15 protein-coding genes and 3 pseudogenes are annotated in these 19,288 nt (G+C 44.6%); 15 read left to right on the top strand and 3 right to left on the bottom strand.

From position 1 onward, the window contains the following. Positions 1-17: 17 nt before the first annotated feature. Positions 18-278, bottom strand: a complete 261-nt coding sequence (locus QUA01_RS13920) for a ParB N-terminal domain-containing protein (RefSeq protein ID WP_194069975.1) — start codon at positions 276-278, stop codon at positions 18-20. A 575-nt stretch (positions 279-853) separates the two neighbouring features. Here QUA01_RS13920 and QUA01_RS13915 point away from each other — a divergent pair. Beyond that, positions 854-1,703 (top strand): annotated as a pseudogene (locus QUA01_RS13915) (IS630 family transposase). Positions 1,704-1,995: 292 nt separating this feature from the next. Here the strand turns inward: QUA01_RS13915 and QUA01_RS13910 are convergent. Further along, positions 1,996-3,033: an aldo/keto reductase gene (locus QUA01_RS13910; RefSeq protein WP_333093025.1), complete on the bottom strand. Its 1,038-nt coding sequence runs from the start codon at positions 3,031-3,033 to the stop codon at positions 1,996-1,998. Between the two features lie 496 nt (positions 3,034-3,529). Between QUA01_RS13910 and QUA01_RS13905 the strand changes: the two genes are divergently transcribed. The 6 genes and pseudogenes from QUA01_RS13905 to QUA01_RS13880 all read left to right on the top strand — a co-directional run bounded on the left by QUA01_RS13905 (position 3,530) and on the right by QUA01_RS13880 (position 11,802). Continuing rightward, the gene (locus QUA01_RS13905; RefSeq protein WP_194070943.1) at positions 3,530-3,931 is read left to right on the top strand and encodes a fasciclin domain-containing protein; all 402 of its coding nucleotides are present in this window, start codon (positions 3,530-3,532) and stop codon (positions 3,929-3,931) included. Positions 3,932-4,385: 454 nt separating this feature from the next. Then, positions 4,386-5,180, top strand: coding sequence for a hypothetical protein (locus QUA01_RS13900; RefSeq protein ID WP_333093026.1), 795 nt, complete (start codon positions 4,386-4,388; stop codon positions 5,178-5,180). Between the two features lie 15 nt (positions 5,181-5,195). Then, a pseudogene (locus tag QUA01_RS13895) lies at positions 5,196-5,549 on the top strand (glycosyl transferase group 1); the annotation flags it as partial. 124 nt (positions 5,550-5,673) lie between these two features. After that, positions 5,674-6,828 (top strand): CobW family GTP-binding protein, encoded by a 1,155-nt coding sequence (locus tag QUA01_RS13890; protein ID WP_333093028.1) that lies wholly within the window; start codon positions 5,674-5,676, stop codon positions 6,826-6,828. Positions 6,829-7,080: 252 nt separating this feature from the next. After that, positions 7,081-7,551, top strand: a complete 471-nt coding sequence (gene dtd / locus QUA01_RS13885) for a D-aminoacyl-tRNA deacylase (protein WP_333093029.1) — start codon at positions 7,081-7,083, stop codon at positions 7,549-7,551. 147 nt (positions 7,552-7,698) lie between these two features. Continuing rightward, positions 7,699-11,802 carry an AAA domain-containing protein gene (locus QUA01_RS13880; RefSeq protein ID WP_333093030.1) on the top strand — a complete coding sequence of 1,368 codons (4,104 nt, stop codon included), beginning with the start codon at positions 7,699-7,701 and terminating at the stop codon, positions 11,800-11,802. Between the two features lie 331 nt (positions 11,803-12,133). On the opposite strand, the gene QUA01_RS13875 is transcribed toward QUA01_RS13880, so the two are convergent. After that, positions 12,134-12,334, bottom strand: a complete 201-nt coding sequence (locus QUA01_RS13875) for a hypothetical protein (RefSeq protein WP_333093031.1) — start codon at positions 12,332-12,334, stop codon at positions 12,134-12,136. A 137-nt stretch (positions 12,335-12,471) separates the two neighbouring features. On the opposite strand from QUA01_RS13875, the gene QUA01_RS13870 reads away from it, so the two are divergent. The 8 genes and pseudogenes from QUA01_RS13870 to QUA01_RS27425 all read left to right on the top strand — a co-directional run. Beyond that, on the top strand, positions 12,472-13,710 hold the full coding sequence (locus tag QUA01_RS13870; RefSeq protein WP_333093032.1) for a HetZ-related protein: 1,239 nt from the start codon (positions 12,472-12,474) through the stop codon (positions 13,708-13,710). A 967-nt stretch (positions 13,711-14,677) separates the two neighbouring features. Then, a complete protein-coding gene (locus QUA01_RS13865; protein WP_333093033.1) occupies positions 14,678-14,971 on the top strand; it encodes a protein kinase domain-containing protein in 294 nt (97 codons plus the stop codon). Between the two features lie 50 nt (positions 14,972-15,021). After that, positions 15,022-15,585: a protein kinase domain-containing protein gene (locus QUA01_RS13860; protein WP_333093034.1), complete on the top strand. Its 564-nt coding sequence runs from the start codon at positions 15,022-15,024 to the stop codon at positions 15,583-15,585. 33 nt (positions 15,586-15,618) lie between these two features. Then, positions 15,619-15,984, top strand: a complete 366-nt coding sequence (locus QUA01_RS13855) for a hypothetical protein (protein ID WP_333093035.1) — start codon at positions 15,619-15,621, stop codon at positions 15,982-15,984. Then, complete coding sequence (locus QUA01_RS13850) at positions 15,981-16,442, top strand: ABC transporter substrate-binding protein (protein ID WP_333093036.1); 462 nt, start codon at positions 15,981-15,983, stop codon at positions 16,440-16,442. Before QUA01_RS13855 ends, QUA01_RS13850 begins: the two co-directional genes overlap by 4 nt. Positions 16,443-16,766: 324 nt before the next feature. Continuing rightward, positions 16,767-16,967 carry a hypothetical protein gene (locus QUA01_RS13845; protein WP_333093037.1) on the top strand — a complete coding sequence of 67 codons (201 nt, stop codon included), beginning with the start codon at positions 16,767-16,769 and terminating at the stop codon, positions 16,965-16,967. Between the two features lie 823 nt (positions 16,968-17,790). Next, positions 17,791-19,019, top strand: a pseudogene (locus QUA01_RS13840) (ISAzo13 family transposase). After that, positions 19,000-19,288, top strand: a 289-nt coding sequence (locus QUA01_RS27425) for a transposase (RefSeq protein ID WP_442922021.1), incomplete at its 3' end; no start/stop codon positions are given. The pseudogene QUA01_RS13840 and the gene QUA01_RS27425, both read left to right, overlap by 20 nt.

Below are 19,288 nucleotides of genomic sequence, written 5' to 3'. Positions count from 1 at the left end.
AATTGCTGTTGAGAGGCTCAGGCCAAGTGCATCTGCAACACGGCACGGGGAGCTCGGCGGACTTTGCAGCGGATGGTTTCTAAACCGAGACGCTGGCAAGCTTCGTACCGGTGGCAGCCGGAAAATCCGTAATACTGACCCTCTACTTCTAGCACATCGATGGGTTCGTTTAAACCTACCTCGCGGATCGATTCCATCAGGGCGGCTACTTTCGTTTGGTCGTTGACTCGCGGCAAGGGGCGGCGAATCTGGTTGAGGGGTATTTCTGCAATCCTCATGGCGCCTGTCTGTTTTACTCTTATTTAAATCATACTCGTAATGACTTCGACTTGGCAAGCAAATGTCAGGGAATATTTAGATTGGGGGAGGTGCGATCGATCGTGCGACTGCAGCAAGAGTTCGATTTATGGTTTTTGATATTTCAATTCGCCTGTTAACAATTTTTGGGCTTGTTTATTTAACCATCCTGTAATAAAAATTCTCAAAAACCATACAATAGCGATCGCGCGGGTGCGTCGCCGTTAAAAATCCCTTAAAAAACTTGAATGTAGGGATTGTCGATGTATCCGTACCATACAAATATTCCCACTCTCTCCTAGCTAGCCACGCCTTGCAAACTTCTTAGAGGCTACCCGCAAATTCTGCATCGACCTTTTAGTCTTTTATTTTGTATAATAGAGAAAATTTGCGTTCTACTTTTTGTTGCCATTTAATTTGACAAACTTCACCTCTTTTAAGCTTATCCGATCGCTGCTAAGTAACGTTTGTATCCTCATATATAGTCATTTCAAATAAGTATGAGACTATTTAAAAATGAGGTAAAATGAATAAAAATAGTCAAGCCACTAGGAAAATGTCTTACAGTATTGATTTGAGAAAAAGAGTAGTGGATTATGTAGAAAATGGCGGTCATATCGCTCAAGCGGCCGGACGTTTTAAGGTAGGAAGGGCAACGATATATCGGTGGCTGGGTCGGACCGACCGTATTGGCCACACAGGTAAAAAGGCGTAAGAGAAAACTAGATTGGCAAGCCTTAGAAAAGGATGTAAAAGAAAATCCAGATACCAGATTAATCGATAGAGCAAAGAAGTTTGGGGTAAGACCAAGTGCCATATCTTATGCTCTTAAAGAAATGAAAATTACTCGAAAAAAAAAAGAACGGGGTTACCAGGAGAGAAACCGAGAAGCAAGAATGAAATACTACAGATATCTGAGAGAATTGATTAAAGTATCGGGAAGTCAAAGTCGGGTCTTTATTGATGAGTCAGGATTTGAAGAGTTTCAAGATGGTGCTTATGGCGGGTCTTAAAGAGGAAAAAAAATCTGGGGCGAAAAGTCAGGAAAACGGGGGAAAAGAGAAAATCTAGTAGCGGTTCGACTGAAAGGGAAAAAGGACTTAATTGCCCCAATGGTTTTTACGGACAGCCTCAATGCAGAAGGTGTTGAAGGGTGGTTATCTTTATATTTATTACCCTCTCTGACAGAGCCATCTATATTAATCATGGATAATGCACCGATTCATCGAAAAACAGCCATCCGAGAACTGGTAGAGGAAACGGAACATCAAGTTCTTTTTCTCCCAAAATATTCTCCCGACCTGAACGATATTGAACACGATTTTAGTGCCTTAAAGCGAGCCAGAATGTATGCTCCTCCTGGGACATCTTTAGATGAACTCATCTGTGACTACTGCGCTCAATAGTGTCTCTTTTTTATTTGAAATGACTATATATAAAGATTAACCAAAATTTATAACTTGCGATAGATTCATAAATAACAGTTTATGAAGCCGGGTTTAACCCACATCTTATACCCGCTCGACAATATCGCGGAAACCAGGTAAGAGCGATGAGAAGCCTAGGATTTTATGGTGATGATATTGGTGCTGGGGTACGAGGTTAAAGTCACGCGAGACAGTACCAATCTCAATTATTCCTCTGAGGGCGGGTTCGCCCATATCCGCGTTAACCCGCCACTAGAAGATAGCAGCAACTTTAAAGTCGGCGGCTGTCTATTTTAGCGATTCCCCCTCCAAATCCAAAATCTTGCACCATCGAACTCTTTAAGAAATCGTGGGGAAAACCCAATTCAATTGCACTTACTTTCTCTAACTGCTGCATTTGTTCGGGAGTTAATTGAAACTCTAAACAAGCGAGATTTTCCTGCAGTTGCGAGAGTTTGCGGGAACCCACAATCGGAATAACTTTGACTGACTGTTGTCGCAGCCAATTCAGGGCTACTTGAGAGGCTGGTTTGCCAATTTCGGCTGCTATGGAGCTAACTTCGCGAGCAATATTGAGGTTTCGTTCGCTAATTTTTCCCGATTCAGGCGAATCAAGCCGTTTAGTTTCGCTGGCGGTTTCTGAAGTGTTGTATTTTCCTGTTAGCAAGCCGCCTGCTAGGGGACTCCAAGCTGTCACGCCAATGTTTAAGGCTTTTGCCATCGGGAGCAAATCCCGTTCTGGTGTTCGCTCTTTTAAAGAATACTCGATTTGCAGGCCGATAAATGGTGTCCAACCGCGCATTTGGGCGATCGTATTTGCTTGAGAAACAATCCAAGCGGGTGTATCGGAAATGCCGATATAAAGAACTTTGCCGGCGCGAACCAAATCGTCAAAGGCGCGCATTACTTCTTCGACTGGTGTGGTAAAATCCCAAGCGTGCAGCCACAGCAAATCTATATATTCAATTTGCAGTCGCTTCAAACTTGCTTCTACTGCTTGCACCATATTTTTGCGGTGGTTGCCGAAACCGTTGATTTCGCCATTCTTGGTGTTGAGGCTGTATTTGGTGGCAACTACCCATTTTTCGCGATCGGCTGCGATAAAATCGCCGATATATTTTTCGCTTGTACCGTTGGTGTAGAGATTCGCCGTATCAATGAAATTGCCGCCTGCTGCTGCAAATGCGTCGAACATTTTGCGGCTTTCTTCGTAGGAAGCGCCTGAACCCCACTCTTCGCCAAAAGTCATGGTTCCGAGGCAGATTTCTGAAACGCGAAGTCCGCTGTTACCTAGTAATTTGTATCTCATGTCGGCTTTTTTTAGCTAGCTAATTGCTTTTAACAGTTTAGATCGGGATTTGCTCAACTGTTGCCATTAGTCTGCGGTGGCTGGCTTGAGGGTGGGTTAGGGCTGTGCTGGATATTGAATGTTTTGTTAATTAAGTCAAAATGCCGATCGGCAGGATCTTAGTTTTGCTTTTGTAGTGCTGTCCCCGCTTGCTAAATATATAACCTGCAGAATCTACGGGAGTTCGCACTATCACAAAAAAAGTGCTTTTGACTTTCAACACGGCGCTGGGGCGAGCCTCTTACCTATGTATTTATAATCACATTGCTAATTTAAAATACAGTAAATTACTAAAAATATTATCTACCTTTAGATAGGTATTTTGCGAAAATAGTTAAATAAAAAAAATGCTATATTAATCATCAGCAAATCTGATTGAGATCGAGAAAAATTAGGTAGCTAAATTAACTTTTTAGCGCTATATTGATATACAGAATACAAAACCTAGGTGACTCACTTGGCTGATATCGTTGATACCGCCGTTGCGGCAGGCTCTTTTACAACTCTAGTTGCTGCCGTCAAAGCTGCTGGTTTAGTAGATACTCTCAAAGGCGCTGGGCCCTTCACAGTTTTCGCTCCTACAGACGAAGCTTTTGCTAAGCTTCCCGCAGGTACTGTAGAATCACTGCTTAAGGACATCCCTAAGCTCAAAAAAATCTTGACTTATCACGTCGTTTCTGGCAAAGTTATGGCCGCTGATGTGGTCAAACTGAAATCTGCGAAGACAGTTGAAGGCTCAGAAGTTAAAATTGATGCTTCCAATGGCGTCAAAATTAATGATTCTACCGTTACTACACCCGATGTTGCTGCTGACAATGGTGTCATTCACATTATCGATTCAGTCTTGCTTCCTGCGTAAGCACAGATTTAGATAACTCGATATTATCTTGAGGGCGGTGGCTATTTTTAGCCACCGCCCTGTTTTAGTTGAAGTTTAAATATTTTACGCAGATTAATAATTAAAACTATTGTAGAGCAGGGGAAATGGACCGATCGCACTGGCGAAAGTCTGCCCCAATTTTTTCGCGGCTGGATTTACTGGGAAAACAGGTGACAAGCCAACAAGTGCCGTTGTACTCTGGAGTTGATTGCGGGCTCGCGGGTAGGTGCTGTGCTGCCGCACCCAAAAATTCTCCCAGAAACCGGGTCGATCGGGGCTTGTTCTAAATAAGATACAATAAGAAACACAATAAAAGTGCGATCGACATTATTTGATAGTTAAGCTATGCAATCTACAACTCAGTCCGAACAATCGTTTACATGGTTGCGTTTTGCAGCGTTTAATTAATTAAGAATTAACAAGTAACAAATAAATGCGTATAATTGTTGAAGGCTGGCGCTTTTTGCCACACTCCTACGCCATCGCCAATCAATTTCAGCTACTAGAAATGCTGAAATATCCCAACTTAGAAATTTTCCACAAAGATATCCCATATCTAGACGAAAATTGGCAGCCAGCAATCGGTTTGTTAGACGCAAATGCTGAAGCAGCAATAAAAAATATTCCTCACCCTTCCGCGTCTCTAAAAGCAGACGCTACGTTACGGATCTCAGTACCTTACAATTTTGCACCCTCAAATACAAAACGGACGTGCTTGTTTGCCACAACAGAATGGGGAATTCTGCACAACGAAAACTTTAGAATAACGGGCGCAGCTTCCCTCCGCGAAGGACACAGCAACTCTGATATAATTATTATTACGCCTTCCCATTGGTCGAAAACCGGATTTATCCGCAGCGGTGCGAATCCCGATCGCACAATTGTCATACCTTGCGGCATCGATCCGAATATATACAAACCTTTAACAAAATCGGAACGCGAAGCTTTGCGAAAACAGCTAGGATGGGAAGGATTTGTATTTTTGAATATCGGTGCAGGATCTCCCAATAAAGGCATCGATTTATTGTTAAAAGCTTTCGCAGTTGTAGTTGAAAGTTATCCCGAAGCCAGATTAGTATTGAAAGGAGAAGAATCAATATATGAGTCGGATTCTCTGATCGCTCAAAACATAGACGAATTAACCTTTGACGAAGCAGAACAAGTTTTGCCGCGCATGGCTTATATAGGAGAAACACTGCCTTTTGAAAAAATGGCTCAACTTTATTAAGCCGCCGATGCCTACGTATCTCTTTATTTAGCAGAAGGGTTCAATTTGCCAGCACTAGAAGCAATTGCTTGTGGCTTGCCGCTAATCTGCACTAAAGGCGGCCCGACGGATGATTTTACAACTCCAGATTTTGCTTGGCACGTCGAAAGCACGTTTCAAGAAGGTACTTCTAACGGTATGCCGATATTTCGCCTGATGCCAGATTTAGAACATTCGATCGCCTTAATGAAAAACATTATAGAACAGCCGGAGTTGTGCGATCGCTCTCGCGAAGCAGGCCCCAATTTTGTAGCGGCTGGGTTTACCTGGAAACACGTTGCAGACCAACTCCTAGAGGTACTTTTGCCAAGTATTCGATCGCCAAATTAAACAGGGTGCGATCGAACACTTAGCAATTTCCGATAATTAGCACTTGTAATGCGCTGTTCGGAATTAATATAAGATACAATAGGACAACAAGTTTAAGCTTCAGACGTTATTTGACATTCAAGCTATGCAATCTACAACTCAGTCCGAGACAGAGCAGGCGATGGACGCTCCCAAACACGGCTTGCCCGTTACCATCATTACAGGATTTCTCGGTAGTGGCAAAACAACCCTGCTCAACCACATCCTGACCAACCAGCAAGGTTTGAAAACAGCAGTTTTAGTCAATGAATTTGGCGAAATCGGCATCGACAACGAACTGATTGTCACCACCGACGACAACATGGTTGAGCTGAACAACGGCTGCATTTGCTGCACAATTAATGAAGACTTGGTAAATGCAGTTTACAAAGTTTTAGAACGTCAAGAAAACCTCGATTATCTAGTAGTAGAAACAACCGGACTCGCCGACCCCCTGCCAGTTGCTCTAACTTTTTTAAGCACAGAATTGCGCGACCTGACCCGTCTAGATTCGATAGTGACAGTAGTAGACGCAGCTAACTATAGCTTAGATTTGTTTAACTCAGAAGCAGCTTACAGTCAAATAGCTTACGGCGATATAATTATCCTCAACAAAACAGATTTGGTTGAAGAAGCAGATTTAGATTTGTTGGAAGTTAAGATTCGCGATATCAAAGAAGGTGCTAGAATTTTGCGAACAGTAAAATCGCAAGTTCCCCTACCGCTAGTCCTCAGTGTCGGGTTGTTTGAGTCGGACAAATATTTCCAATCTGAGGAAACTGCTAGCAGTCACGAACATCACGACCACGGCCATCACGACCACGGCCACGACCATCACGACCACGGCCACGACCATCACGACCACGGCCACGACCATCACGACCACGACCACGACCATCACGACCACGACCATCACGACCACTCCGACCATTTAGAAAATGACGGATTTACTTCAATTTCTTTCCAAAGCGACAAGCCGTTTTCTCTGAGAAAATTTCAATATTTCTTAGACAACCAACTGCCAACAAACGTGTTTCGTGCGAAAGGGATTATGTGGTTTGAAGAAAGTCCGAAACGGCATATTTTCCATTTGAGCGGCAAGCGATTTTCGATGGACGACGACGAGTGGAAAGGCGACGATCGCAAAAACCAGCTTGTTTTGATCGGTCAGGGTTTGGATAGCGAGACTTTGCGATCGCAAATCGAAAACTGTCTTTGTATGCCTTCAACCAATCGCGGCAAAGGTTTTGGGAAAAACTAACAGTAAAATATTACTGGTTCCCCGGCCAAGAGCCTGGGAACCGATGTCTAGAGGCTCTGCGTCGCTTTTACTCAGGAAAAAAACACTTACGCACGGGTGGCGAGAAACCGGGTTTTTAACCAAAAAACGGCATCAATGCTTTTAATGCTGGTTAAAAACCCGGTTTCTTTAGTATTGATGCGTCCAGGACTGTTGAAAACGGAAGTTTACTTTTTGATTTTGAGTTTTTGCTTTAAATATTTCTAATCTCAAATGCGAGTCATCATCCAGCGAGTCAAATCATCTCAAGTCGAAGTTAACGGTAAAATTGTCGGCAAAATAGGCCGCGGACTTAACTTGCTTGTCGCTATTGCAGACACCGACACCGAAGCAGAACTCGACTGGATGGCTCGCAAATGCCTGGAACTGCGTTTGTTTCCCGACTCAGCCAGCGAGGGCGGCCGCTGGGACAAGTCCGTACAAGACATCGGCGGCGAGTTGCTGGTGGTCAGTCAGTTTACCCTCTACGGGGACTGCAGCAAAGGTCGGCGACCTTCCTTTGACCGATCGGCAGCTCCTGAACGAGCCGAAATTTTTTATGATAAATTTGTCGAAAAGTTGCGCCAGAGCGGCTTAAAAATCAAAACAGGCGTGTTTGGAGCTCAGATGCAAGTCTTGATAGAGAATGACGGGCCTGTGACTTTGGTATTGGAGAGAGAATCGGGGCGAGTTATGAATTTATAATAAAAATAGTTGCAGTGAGTAGTGTCACAATTAAAGGTGATTATTGTCATGTAACCGCTAAGTTAATTGTGAGATGATTACTCAAATTTAGTCGATTTGCAGAGTTTATGCCAGTCTGACTAATTTAAACATTTTATTTTTAAATTTATGTTAACCCCAGTAACTAAACCATCTGTCCGAGTTACCGAAATCGGCGAGTACATCCATTATCAATCTTGCGATCGCCGCTTTAAGCTAGAGCATAATAACCGAAAGCTTGCCCGAGAGCTTCCCTTTGCAGAACGCCTCTTCAACTCCTTAGATCCAGTTCTCCAAGAGGCGGGGCGATTGAGGGAGAACGAATGGGAAACTTCTCTCCAAAAAAATGGTCTCATTGACCTCACTTTGTACAGCCAAAAGTCTGCTGATGAAAAGAAGACACCCTGGACTACCTTTGTCGCACAATTGCAAGGTATAAGCTCAGGACAAAGAGCATATGGACGCGAAATTTCCGTCGAAGCAGACGAGGGAGCTTTCCAGATCAAAGGCCAAATTGACTTTGTACTAATCCTGTGGGAAGACAATCGACCAAAGCTGCGAATTGTTGAATGCAAAGCCAGTCGTCGAGACCGTACCTACCACCGCGTGCAGGTTGCTCTATACCGGATGCTAGTACGGCTGCTTATCCAAGCGAGTCCAGTGGCAATCTGTGGCGTAGAACTCAGACCAGAAGATATCGAATGCGTGGTCGCTAGGATTGATGAAAGTACAAATAAAAGTCAGCTCATCCTCGATCTAAAACCGTTTAAGCTAGATACAGAAGAAGCTGACATTAATCGCCTTCTGGCATCTGAGGGCACACTAAACCGCGTAGTTCAGGCTGATTTAGCTGATTTAGACTATCAAATCGATCCGAAGTGTGATGGCTGTGTTTTCAATATTCATTGCCTATCAGAAAGTGCCAGATTGCGTCGCCTTGAACTAATAGGCTTAGATCCATCAGCAGTACGAGTTTTGCGAGAGGCAGGGATTCACAAAATCGATGACTTGGCTGAACTCGACTTAGCCGGACAGCAGGCAGTTAAAGTGCGGCAAGATCCAAGCTTTAGCGATAACCTAGAACTTATCCAGTTAAAAGCAAAAACTCGGAGGCGTACACTTCCAGGCGGGAATATTAACCCAGATTCCTATGAAGTAGAGTCGCTACCTTATGCAGGTCAAGGTCAACTTCCAGAGCACATAATTAATGGTGAACGGCTGATTCGCGTTTACCTTTCTGTGGATTACGACTATGTAGAAAACAGGATAGGAGCGCTCGCAGCTCATGTGACCAAGAGCGAAGGAAAATTACATACAAGCTTCACGCAGGTAAATGGACACTGGCAGCCAGACCCCACGGTAAAGGAACGGTGGGAGGTAGGGCGCGATCAAAATAATCGCCCAGTCTATGAAGAGCGTTCCCTCCAAGGTAGAGAAGTTATTGAGTTTCAAACCTCCCCGTGGACGGGGGAATACAGAGAAGACACAGGCGCTGAGAAACAGCTAATTCAAGGGTTTCTAATGAAGCTGGTTGAGGCTATTGATGAGGTAGCCGAGGCCGAAACCGCTCCTATTCACTTTTATGTCTGGTCTCGATCCGAGATGGATCAGTTGGTCGAAGGATGCTCGCGCGTCAGCTCGCAGTTGCTCGGCCACCTCCGGGAACTGCTAGGATGCCGCGAGAGTTTAGAGCAACTCATCTATTCTTGCTTGCACGATGAAGTCGATCAGCGCTTTGCTTTGGGATGGACAGGGAGAGGCTTAGCTGTGGTTACTTCTCTGTCGTGGTTTGGGAGGCGTTATCACTGGCGGCGACGGGTGTCTGGTGCCGAGGTCGATCTCGAGCAAGCTTTTACACAGGATATCTTCGATTTTAAGACTGATTTGGATTTAGATGCTCAGGGGAAGTGGGCAGCTAAACCTTCTGAGCAAGCCAGCAAGCACAAGTTTGAAATCCGCAGTCGCTTTTTTGATTCCTTAACAGCACCCTACTGGCGCGCCTACTGGCGAAAATTGCCAGATCCAAAAGACCCAAATCTATCGCCAGCAGTTGCTAAGGCAATTGAGCGTTACAACAGCGCCGGGAAACTTAACTATCTCAAGGATTATTTTCGCGCCCGCGTACACGCGCTGCGATGGGTTGAAGAAAGCATTCGGTTTAAGAACCCAGATATAGTAAAACCATCTCTTGTCATCGCTAAGTTGCTGGAATTCACGCTTGGGGTAGATAATGCAGCTCAGGCGGGGATTGACTATCTCCGGCTGGATCATCACGTTAAAGTGACAAACTGGATTGCTACTCACCTAGTCCCGCCTGTCTATCGCGTCCCTCTAGGGCGCACTATTCCTATTAGTGATGTTGTCTCCCACGGCAATAATAGGCTGACAGCCACTATCAACCTTGATGGGTACGGTATTAATTATGAAGTTTTCGAGACTAACTGCACGATCGAAAAAGGCAACTTTGTAAGGCTTAGCCCCTGTTTTAACGATCCGCATCGCGGTCAAACATTAGCTCAACTTCTACGCGGTGGAAGTACGTGTGTTGTGGATAATATTGACTGGGAGACCGGACAAATTGAGCTTTCAGTAATACTAACAAAGGAACGAGACGGCTATAAACTCCTCAGTCGGTTTTATAATAAGCAAAATGAAAACATTTTTTCCCATGCTACTTTAGATGAAACTATTTCTAATTTTGTAGCCGGAAAGGTTGACAATAGACTAATAAGTGGTTTGGGAAGTCATGTATGTCAATGGTTCGATCCCGAGCGTCCTCAGATCCCTCTGCAACAGTCTCCAGCCACAGACAAGTTAGAACAATACCAGAATTTGCTAGAGTCTCTAAAATTGCCTAACGCGCAGAAGTTGGATGCCGATCAAGTAGCTGCTGCTGTCAGTGGCTTAACCGCTAGAATTCAACTTTTACAGGGGCCCCCAGGAACTGGCAAGACACAGACAACTGCGATCGCTACTTTTTTAAGAATTTTGGCGCGTTGTTTGATCGGAGATATCGTTCTCATCGCAGCGCCTACCCATACTGCTGTAAACAACTTGCTTTTGCGCCTCGATAGCCTCTTACCAATCCTTCAGCAACAGGCAGATAAATCGGGATTAACAGTACCCCCGATACAACTTAGCCGAGTTGACCCGAAACAGGGTGAGTTGTATATCGAAAAAAATATTGAATGTTTTGCCTCTAAGTCTTGTGCAGCCCGGTTGAATAAAATGCGTTCAAATGCTGTCGTGGTCATCGGCGGCACAACCAGTGCTCTTTTGAAATTATCGCTGGAAATGAAAGGTATCCAAGTACCTACACTAATCGTTGATGAAGCAAGCATGATGGTGTTTCCACACTTTTTGTCACTGGCTACATTAGTAAAAAGTGACGGAGAAATCATGCTTGCCGGAGATCATCGGCAGCTCTCACCAATTGTTGCTCATAATTGGGAGCAGGAAGACCGTCCGCCAAGTCAATTTTACAAGCCTTATGTGAGTGCATATGATGCGGTTAAAAATATTAAAATTACAGGAGTTTCAGATTCAGCCATTATGAGTTCTGCGTTGAGTTTTACTTTCCGTTTGCCACCGCTGATTTGTAATTTAATTTCTCGTATTTACCAACTGGATAATATTGAACTAAAAGGAAGGTTGCCCGATTCAAATAGTCTTTTGCAGGAGGAGTCAAAAGGTCTAATTCTTGTTCTTCATTCTGAGCGCCTGTCAAAACGCAGCAATATGCTTGAGGTGCGGATTATTGAGAAAATTATTGCTGCTGCAAAAAATAGAAGAGCAATAGAAAACAACTCTGTAGCTATTGTCACTCCACACAGAGCGCAGCGCACACTGCTTAAAAGTTATTTGAAGGACTCCGGCGACCTGATCGATGTAATTGATACTGTTGAAAGCTTACAAGGTGACGAGCGACCTTATATCATTGTGTCGGCAACAGCCAGCGACCCCTCAGCAATTAGTAAAAATGTGGAATTTATCTTAGACCTCAATCGGTCTAATGTGGCTTTTTCTCGGGCTCAGAAACAACTGATTGTGGTCTGCTCTCAAACTCTGCTAGATCACATTCCAGCCGAATTAGAACATTACGAGGAGACAATGCTTTGGAAGTCTTTACGAGCTGTGTGTTCGCAGCTCATCGGTACTGAGATTGTGGATGGGCATCAGGTACAATTTTTTAAGCCACCACCCGATATTCTCGAAAACCTGTCGCGTACTTAAAATTGCATATTTCAGCTTGAGAGGAATTATCACCTTTAATATTTAATTCGATCGACTCAGCATCGCTGTTGTCAATTTGCGGGTCTAAACTTCTGTAAGGACTTACCTGCCGTCATCAAACCAACCGGGCTGATTTAATAAAATACATCGCTTCGGGCCTCGCTTTGGAGCCAGAAATCTGGCTTCGGTCAATAAACCTGCCTTCTGCCATCAGAGCAAATTTCTAAATTCACCGGGTTTCCTAACTTCTGTGGCGTAGGTTTTGAAGATAGTGAAGTTCGCTACACTCTGCCGACTCTTGATTCCACAATCTCCAACGCCGAAAACCCCCTCAAAAGGCCAGTTGGTAAATTGTCCACTCAGAGGCCCCAGAACACCGTCTGTCAAAGGAGCGATCGCCACACCCGCATAACAGCTCAGAATGCTTGTACAATAAGGCTTTAAGGGCAATAAAACCAATCTCCCACAGCCAGCGCTTAGAATCAGATTCAGCAGCCAAAAACTGTTGCATGAGAGAGTGGAACAGTGGCATCACTGCGATTATCTCTATTTCCCTATATTCAATGTATAGAGAGTTGAATCAGCACAGCAAGCGAAACCGCCAGCAACTGCCGCCTCGCTCCCTGACAAATGTCCTCGCACGCTGTGCGCTACCACGAGATAAACGCCATGACTGTCAAAACTGCCACCAACGCCGTCAACTGCAACACCGCTTCTGGCCTCAACTTCATTCCTGCTGCAGCAGGCGCACAAACCGCCGAAATCAATACTGCTCCCAGCATCGATGTTCTGGCTTTGGCTGAATTCGCCCTGAAAGAATTGCAAGCCTCCATGAAAGCTCCCAGCCGCAGCGCTCAAGCAGTGGCGATGCGGATTGCTAAGGAAGTTGAACGGATTTGCCAAAAAAGCGATCGCATCCAAGTTTCCGGCGAAGTAGAAGCTTGGCAAATCACCTTGGCCGAACACCGGTTGCAAAAAACTCTGCAATTCTACCGCCTCGGTTCCAAAAGCGGCCGCGTCGAACTGCACTCTCACCTCGCATCGATGATTTACCGCCATGTTGCATCTTTCCGCTCGAACTTGAACTTCCAAGCTCGTTACAACATGATTGAAGACTTTTTGCAAGGCTTTTACATCGAAGCTTTGCGAGCTTTCCGCCGCGAACACCAACTCGATCTCAACTACACTCCCCGCACGCAAATTGAATTGGCTGAGTACATGGCTTTTACCGAACACTACGCCAAGCGCCAAATCGGTTTGCCCGGCCGCAACCGCCAGCGCCTGATCGTGCTTCGCGCTCAAGGATTTGCCAAGGGCCAGCCTCCCGAAACTGCGATCGACATTGAAATGGCTGTAGAGTCCGGCAAGGGAGAAGATGCCGAAATGTACAGCCGTTCTCCGGCGCTGCAACAAGTGCGCGAACAAATGGTTTCGGAAACTGTCGATCCGGCTGATGCTGTGCTGCGCGATCGAGTAGTCGCTGAATTGATCGCTTATCTGGAAGCTCAAAATCAGCCCGAATGCGTGAACTACTTAATGTTGAAATTGCAAGACCTTTCGGCTTCGGAAATCGATCGCGTTCTCGGTTTGTCTTCCCGCCAGCGCGACTACTTGCAACAACGGTTTAAGTACCACGTCGAAAAATTTGCCCGCACTCAAAACTGGAAACTCGTACACGAATGGCTGGGTGCTGATGTGGATCAAAAGCTGGGAATGACTTCCGACAAATGGGAAGCATTTCGCGCAGGGCTGTCTCCCCAAATGCTGGAATTGTTGGAAATGAAGCAGAATCAAGAAAGCGACAAGGCGATCGCCACAGCACTTAACTGCACTCCCAAACAAGTCCAAAAACGCTGGGCACAACTGTTGGAGCTGGCAAGCCAGACTCGCAACAGCAACCAAGCTTAACGGGTGATGCAAAATGAATGCAACTGTTTTCTGGAGACTGGAAAATGCGATCGGGTGCGGCATCTGCACGGGAACGCCCGCCCCGCTTTCCGCTCTCAACTCTCCAACTGGGAATGCTGGATTATGACAGCTTTTGAGCTAATTAAATATATTAAAATAGCACTAATTTTTCTTAATATTTATGATTCCCAGGAACAACCTGGGATTTTTTTTGTTAGGAATTTGGAAGATTCTCGTTATTAAAAAGAATATCAAATCCGTTAACATCGGAATAGTAAATCAACAGTCAACAGTCAACAGCCAACAGTCAACCGTTAACAGTCAACAGCCAACAGTCAACAGTCAACAGTCAACATCATTCCAATGCTACCGCATTTGATATCATATCCTGTCGATTGACCGCAATCAGCAAGGTTAATGCGAACTTGCATACGCTCCAATTTGCGAACCAATTCGACAAAGGTCAATTTATTGGACACGATATCAATTATCTAAATATTTGCTACAAATGGCAGAAATTCCCCGAATTATTGCTTTCTATTACCTATTCAAAAGCTGGTAATTTCCCGGTTTTTAAACTTTTCATTTACCTAAGAGTCCTGCTTTTGTTCCAACCTAGGGGAAGCGAGTTTGCATTCACTTAACAAATCACTAAACACACTAATAAATTAGTCAGTTTTAACTGACTTAAGCTATTAGTCAGGGAATTTATTCCCTGGCGGTATCGCGCGTCACGCGAGCGCTTTTAGGAGATGTGGGTAATGACAAGCTTTCAAAAAAGGGGGAACAACACTTAATTTTAAGTCCCCCTTGTCAAAGGCGATTTAGGGGACTATCCAATATCTAGGATTATTTTTTATATTTGAGATAAGTTGCAACCGCTAAATCCCATCCATGAAGTAGTGAACCCAGATTTTGTATTATAATCAACATCAACGGTCGAAGCCCAAGATGAACTATAAAATTTATGTGTCTCAATCCCGGAGATATACTGGCTGAACGCTACAGAATTATTGATCAATTAGGACAGGGAGGATTTGCTAGAACCTACAAGGCTCAAGATATAAAAAAATCCGAAAATCCTCCCTGCGCGATTAAGGAAATTCCTTTTCCTGAATGCGACGAACTCCGGGTATTGGAAAAATGCCGGGAGCGATTTCAAAGGGAAGTTAGGGCTTTGCAGACTCTCGGAAATCACTCGCGCATTCCCAAATTGTTCGATCGCTTTGAAGAAAAAAAACATTTTTATCTAGTTCAATAATATATTGAAGGAACACCCCTAAGTCAGGAATTTTTGCCGGCAGGTCAGCAGTGGACGGAATCACAGACGATCGCCTTTTTACGAGAAATTCTAGAATTTTAAATTTTGTACACCAAGCAAATATTATTCACCGCGATCTTACACCGGCTAACTTAATTCGGCGCTCCAAGGATGGTAAAATTGTTTTGATAGATTTTGGGGCTGTTAAAGAAATCAGCACCTTTACGGCTAACTCTACGGGTGAAATATTAACATCGCAGGCGATCGGTACAATCGGTTATATGCCGGCGGAACAATACAATCCGAGGTCTGTCCCGCAACCTTATAACGATATTTATGCTTTAGGAATCATTGTGATTCAAGCCCTCACCGGTAAGCTTCCTACGAATCTCCCGCAAGACCCCCAAACTTGTGAAATTGTCTGGGATTACTCGACGCACAATAAACAGATTTTACAAGTTAGCGACAGTCTAAAAAATATTGTTAGTAAGATGGTGCGTTTCCATTTTATTGAACGCTACCAATCTGTTACTGAGGTTTTAGAAGACTTGGATGCGATCGCACCGCCGCCTGTACGCAAAATTGCTCCTCAAAAGCGATCGCGCTTTCCCTAGCCGCTGTTAGGCTTTGCTGGAATTGCGATCGGATTGGCGATCGTACTTTTAATCCCCAAAATTTTGCCGCGACAAACGCTTCCAGCAGATGGTGTAAGTTCTGGCGAAAAACTCCTAGTCCAAACCTCCGCCCTGTGGTCAAAACAAAGGGGTATTAATGAATTTGCCGACTCAAATTACCCCGAAGCTTTAAAATTGCTCAAACAGTCCTGGCGAGAAGACCGCAGAGACCCCGAAACTTTAATTTACATCAACAATGCTCTGCTAAAAGCTATCAATGCAGAATATTACACGATCGCGATCGTTGTGCCCATCCGCAGAAATCTAGATGGGAGCATTCTCAACGCCAACTTAGCAGAAGAACTGCTGCGAGGTATCGCCAAGCTCAAACCGAAGTGAATTTAGGTATCCTCCCTGCAACTGACACCAATCGAGATTTTCCAGGTCAAGGCTTTCTGCAACCACAAGCTATTATAAAAAAAGGTCTAAAAGTCATCATTGCTGATGACGGAAATATCAAATCATACGCCAAACAAACGGCAAATTACCTAGTCGCTCAGCCAGATATTCTCGCAGTCATCGGACACTACACCAGCGACATGACCGTAGAAACAGTAGATATTTACAATCGAAATAAACTCGTCGCAATTTCTCCGGGAAGCACCACAGAAGAACTGACGCGCAAACCTCGAAAATATTTCTTTCGGACGGCTCCGACAACTAGCATCGAAGCTGAAGCTTTGGTAAATCAACTATTGAAAGTAGGGCAAAAACGAGTTGCCGCTTTTTACAATCCCAACATTCCCTTCAGCGCTTCTTTGTGGGAAGAATTTAAAAAGCAATTTGAATCCCGATGAGGAACGACTTTTAGGAGCAGTAATTATTACGATTTATCTAAAGATAATTTAGACACCAAAGCTGCGATCGCAGAAGTTGAAAAATTTCCCAAAACCGCCTTACTTGTAGTTCCCGACGGTCAAGTCACTAATTCGCTGGAAAATGCGATCGAGATGATTAAAGCTAACGGCGATCGCAATTGGATTGTCGGGTCTTGGACGCTGTACGAGCAGAGAACGCTAAAACTAGCAACATAACTAAAGTCTGTTAAAAAACTCCGCGTATCTGTATTTTGGCATCCGTTAATCAGTTTTGATAAAAAATTTCCGGTAAACGCACAAAAATTGTGGAGAGGCCCGGTAAATACTCGCTCTGCCTTAACCTACGATGCAGCAAAAACGCTGATTAAAGCTATAGAAATGCAGCCGGAACCCAGCCGCGAAGGAATGCAAAAAACTATGGCCGATCCTAACTTTAAAGCCGAGGGAGCTACGGGTATAATTGAATTTGAGTCGAAGACTGGAAATCGGAAAAAACTCTCCTAAAGCATTGGCGCATATTGTACCCTGTGCTAAAAAACAATTTAGCCTTACCTTTGTACCGATCGAATTTCCCACAGCCGCAGCGGCAGGTTTAAAGTGCGATTGAATTGATAAACAAGAAGTCATTAGTCATCTTGCCCGAAGAGCGAAGTCGAAGGGTAGTCATCTGTCATTAGTCAGATCATTTCTGGTCGATTATTATAACTGGAGTTTAGACTAAATAAAGATGAGAACGGTGGCTTTCAGAAGAACTAGAGCCACCGCGCCAGGAGAGAATGAGGGTGAAAAATAAACCCCTCCACTCCTTAAATGAACAGTGAAGATTAAAGGACTTTCGTCAAGCAGCATACAAGTTATTGGTGAAAGCTCTCCTATGCAACATTCGAGCTCATGGATGCAGTGATGACCACGCCCGAATGCGGCTTGTTTGGCGGAATTTTCGCTCAATCCATTATTCCATCGTCAATGGTCAAGCGTCTACGAGGCATTGCAAGACTGTAGGCCAGACCGGAAAAAACTGATGTTGCTGTATCTGGAGCAATTACAGGAGGAAGCACCCCCAACGGAACACATATTAGTTGCAATCGATCATACTGCATGGCGGAGACCAGATGCCAAAACATTAAAAGACAGAACCCATGAATATCAGGGAGGCGTAATTATTGGACAAGGGTACAGTACCCTTGCGTGGATACCCGAATCTCAAGGAAGTTGGACCCTACCCCTACTACATGAACGAATTAAGGGACATCCAAGAAATAAACTCTTCCAGTCCCCGGAGAGGGTAAACTGAATTAAGTAAGGCTAACGCACAAAAAAACTCAACGTGCTAGAACTAACTGAAACCCTCAAAGCTTGTCTGTGGCAAACAGCGAAAACGCTCAAAGGTACACAGCGGCGAAGATTTATGCCCCAGATAGTCCAAGAATTAGGCACAGGAGGTCAACGCCAAGCTCAAACAGAACTGGGGTGGTGTCGAGATACCATCAGAAAAGGACAACGAGAGCTAGAAACAGGGCTCTCGTTGTATCGATGCCTTCTTTTGCCAGGGGCCGAAAACCAGTGGAAAGCAAGTTGCCGACTCTAAGTGAAGACATCAAAGCCATCGTGGATAGTCAAAGTCAGACCGACCCGAGCTTCAAAAGCACTCGTTTGTATACACGAGTGAGTACCGCCAAAGTCAGGCAACAACTGGTAGAACAAAAGCACTACCAGGAAGCTGAACTACCCAGCAACGAAACCATCCGTCAGCGGTTGAATCAGTTGGGATAACGCCCGGCCAAGGTAGCGAAGACTCAGCCTCAAAAAAAATTCCCGAAACCGATGCCATATTTGAGCAGTTGAGTCAAGTTAATCAGCAAGCTGATAATGACCCGACAACTCTCCGACTCTCACTTGATGCCAAAGCCACGGTGAAAATTGGTCTCTTCTCCAGAGGAGGTAAGAACCGGGTGCCAACTTTTGCCTGTGATCACGACTTCGCCCCAAAAGCCAAGTTGACTCCCTATGGAATTTTTTTGCCCCAATTAGATGAGTTGTTTTTATATTTCACCACATCAAAGGTGACTAGCGACTTCATCGTTGATATTTTGGAATCGTGGTGGGAGAGTAACCGTCACCGTTTTACTCATATCCGCACCTTACTACTCAATCAAGACAACGGACCTGAGAACCATTCCCGACGAACTCAATTGATGAAACGTCTTGTGGAGTTTGTCAGTAAGCACCAGTTGAATCTGCGTTTAGCCTACTACCCGCCATACCACAGTAAATACAATGCTATTGAGCGGACGAAAGGGAGTGTTGGAAAACCACTGGAACGGTAATATCCTTGATGATATTACCACCATGCTGCATTTGGCTGAAACGATGACTTGGAAGGGTAAACATCCGATAGTCAAACTCGTGACCTTGACTTATCAAACTGGGGTTAAGCTCACAACTCGGGAAATGGCTGAAGTTGAAACTCAGATTCAGCGTCTGTCCCAACCTGTTGGGGATAGCCTCCCCAATCTCGGTAAGTGGTTTATAGATATTGTTTACAGTACTGCTTGATTTTGGACGAGTTTTTTATTTGGTAGTCCCTAATAGTGGGTCTTCAGCGATACTTCAAGCAGCTTCCCAACTCAAATTTGTTTGTGAACAGAGCATCAATCCAGTCTTAGCAGTCTTAGACCGAGAATATGGCAATGCAAGTTGGGTATTAGCTCCATCGGAAATTCAAGCTGATTGTTTAATGAGAGTCCGAAGCAATGCCTGCTTGTGGTCAGCACCACCAGCCTATAGTGGTCGCGGCAGACCACGGAAACATGGACAAAGAATGA

The sequence above is a fragment of the Microcoleus sp. S36a_B3 genome, assembly GCF_036700745.1.
In the GTDB taxonomy this organism is placed as follows: Bacteria; Cyanobacteriota; Cyanobacteriia; order Cyanobacteriales; family Microcoleaceae; genus Microcoleus.
The sequence above is the reverse complement of the archived record's forward strand: the minus strand, read 5'-3'. Positions and strand labels throughout refer to the sequence as shown.

Coding starts and splice junctions, on each gene's coding strand:
- QUA01_RS13920 (WP_194069975.1), bottom strand. CDS start 278: ATGAGGATTGCAGAAATACCCCTCAACCAGATTCGCCGCCCCTTGCCG.
- QUA01_RS13910 (WP_333093025.1), bottom strand. CDS start 3,033: ATGAGATACAAATTACTAGGTAACAGCGGACTTCGCGTTTCAGAAATC.
- QUA01_RS13900 (WP_333093026.1), top strand. CDS start 4,386: ATGCGTATAATTGTTGAAGGCTGGCGCTTTTTGCCACACTCCTACGCC.
- QUA01_RS13890 (WP_333093028.1), top strand. CDS start 5,674: ATGCAATCTACAACTCAGTCCGAGACAGAGCAGGCGATGGACGCTCCC.
- dtd (WP_333093029.1), top strand. CDS start 7,081: ATGCGAGTCATCATCCAGCGAGTCAAATCATCTCAAGTCGAAGTTAAC.
- QUA01_RS13880 (WP_333093030.1), top strand. CDS start 7,699: ATGTTAACCCCAGTAACTAAACCATCTGTCCGAGTTACCGAAATCGGC.
- QUA01_RS13875 (WP_333093031.1), bottom strand. CDS start 12,334: ATGCCACTGTTCCACTCTCTCATGCAACAGTTTTTGGCTGCTGAATCT.
- QUA01_RS13870 (WP_333093032.1), top strand. CDS start 12,472: ATGACTGTCAAAACTGCCACCAACGCCGTCAACTGCAACACCGCTTCT.
- QUA01_RS13865 (WP_333093033.1), top strand. CDS start 14,678: ATGTGTCTCAATCCCGGAGATATACTGGCTGAACGCTACAGAATTATT.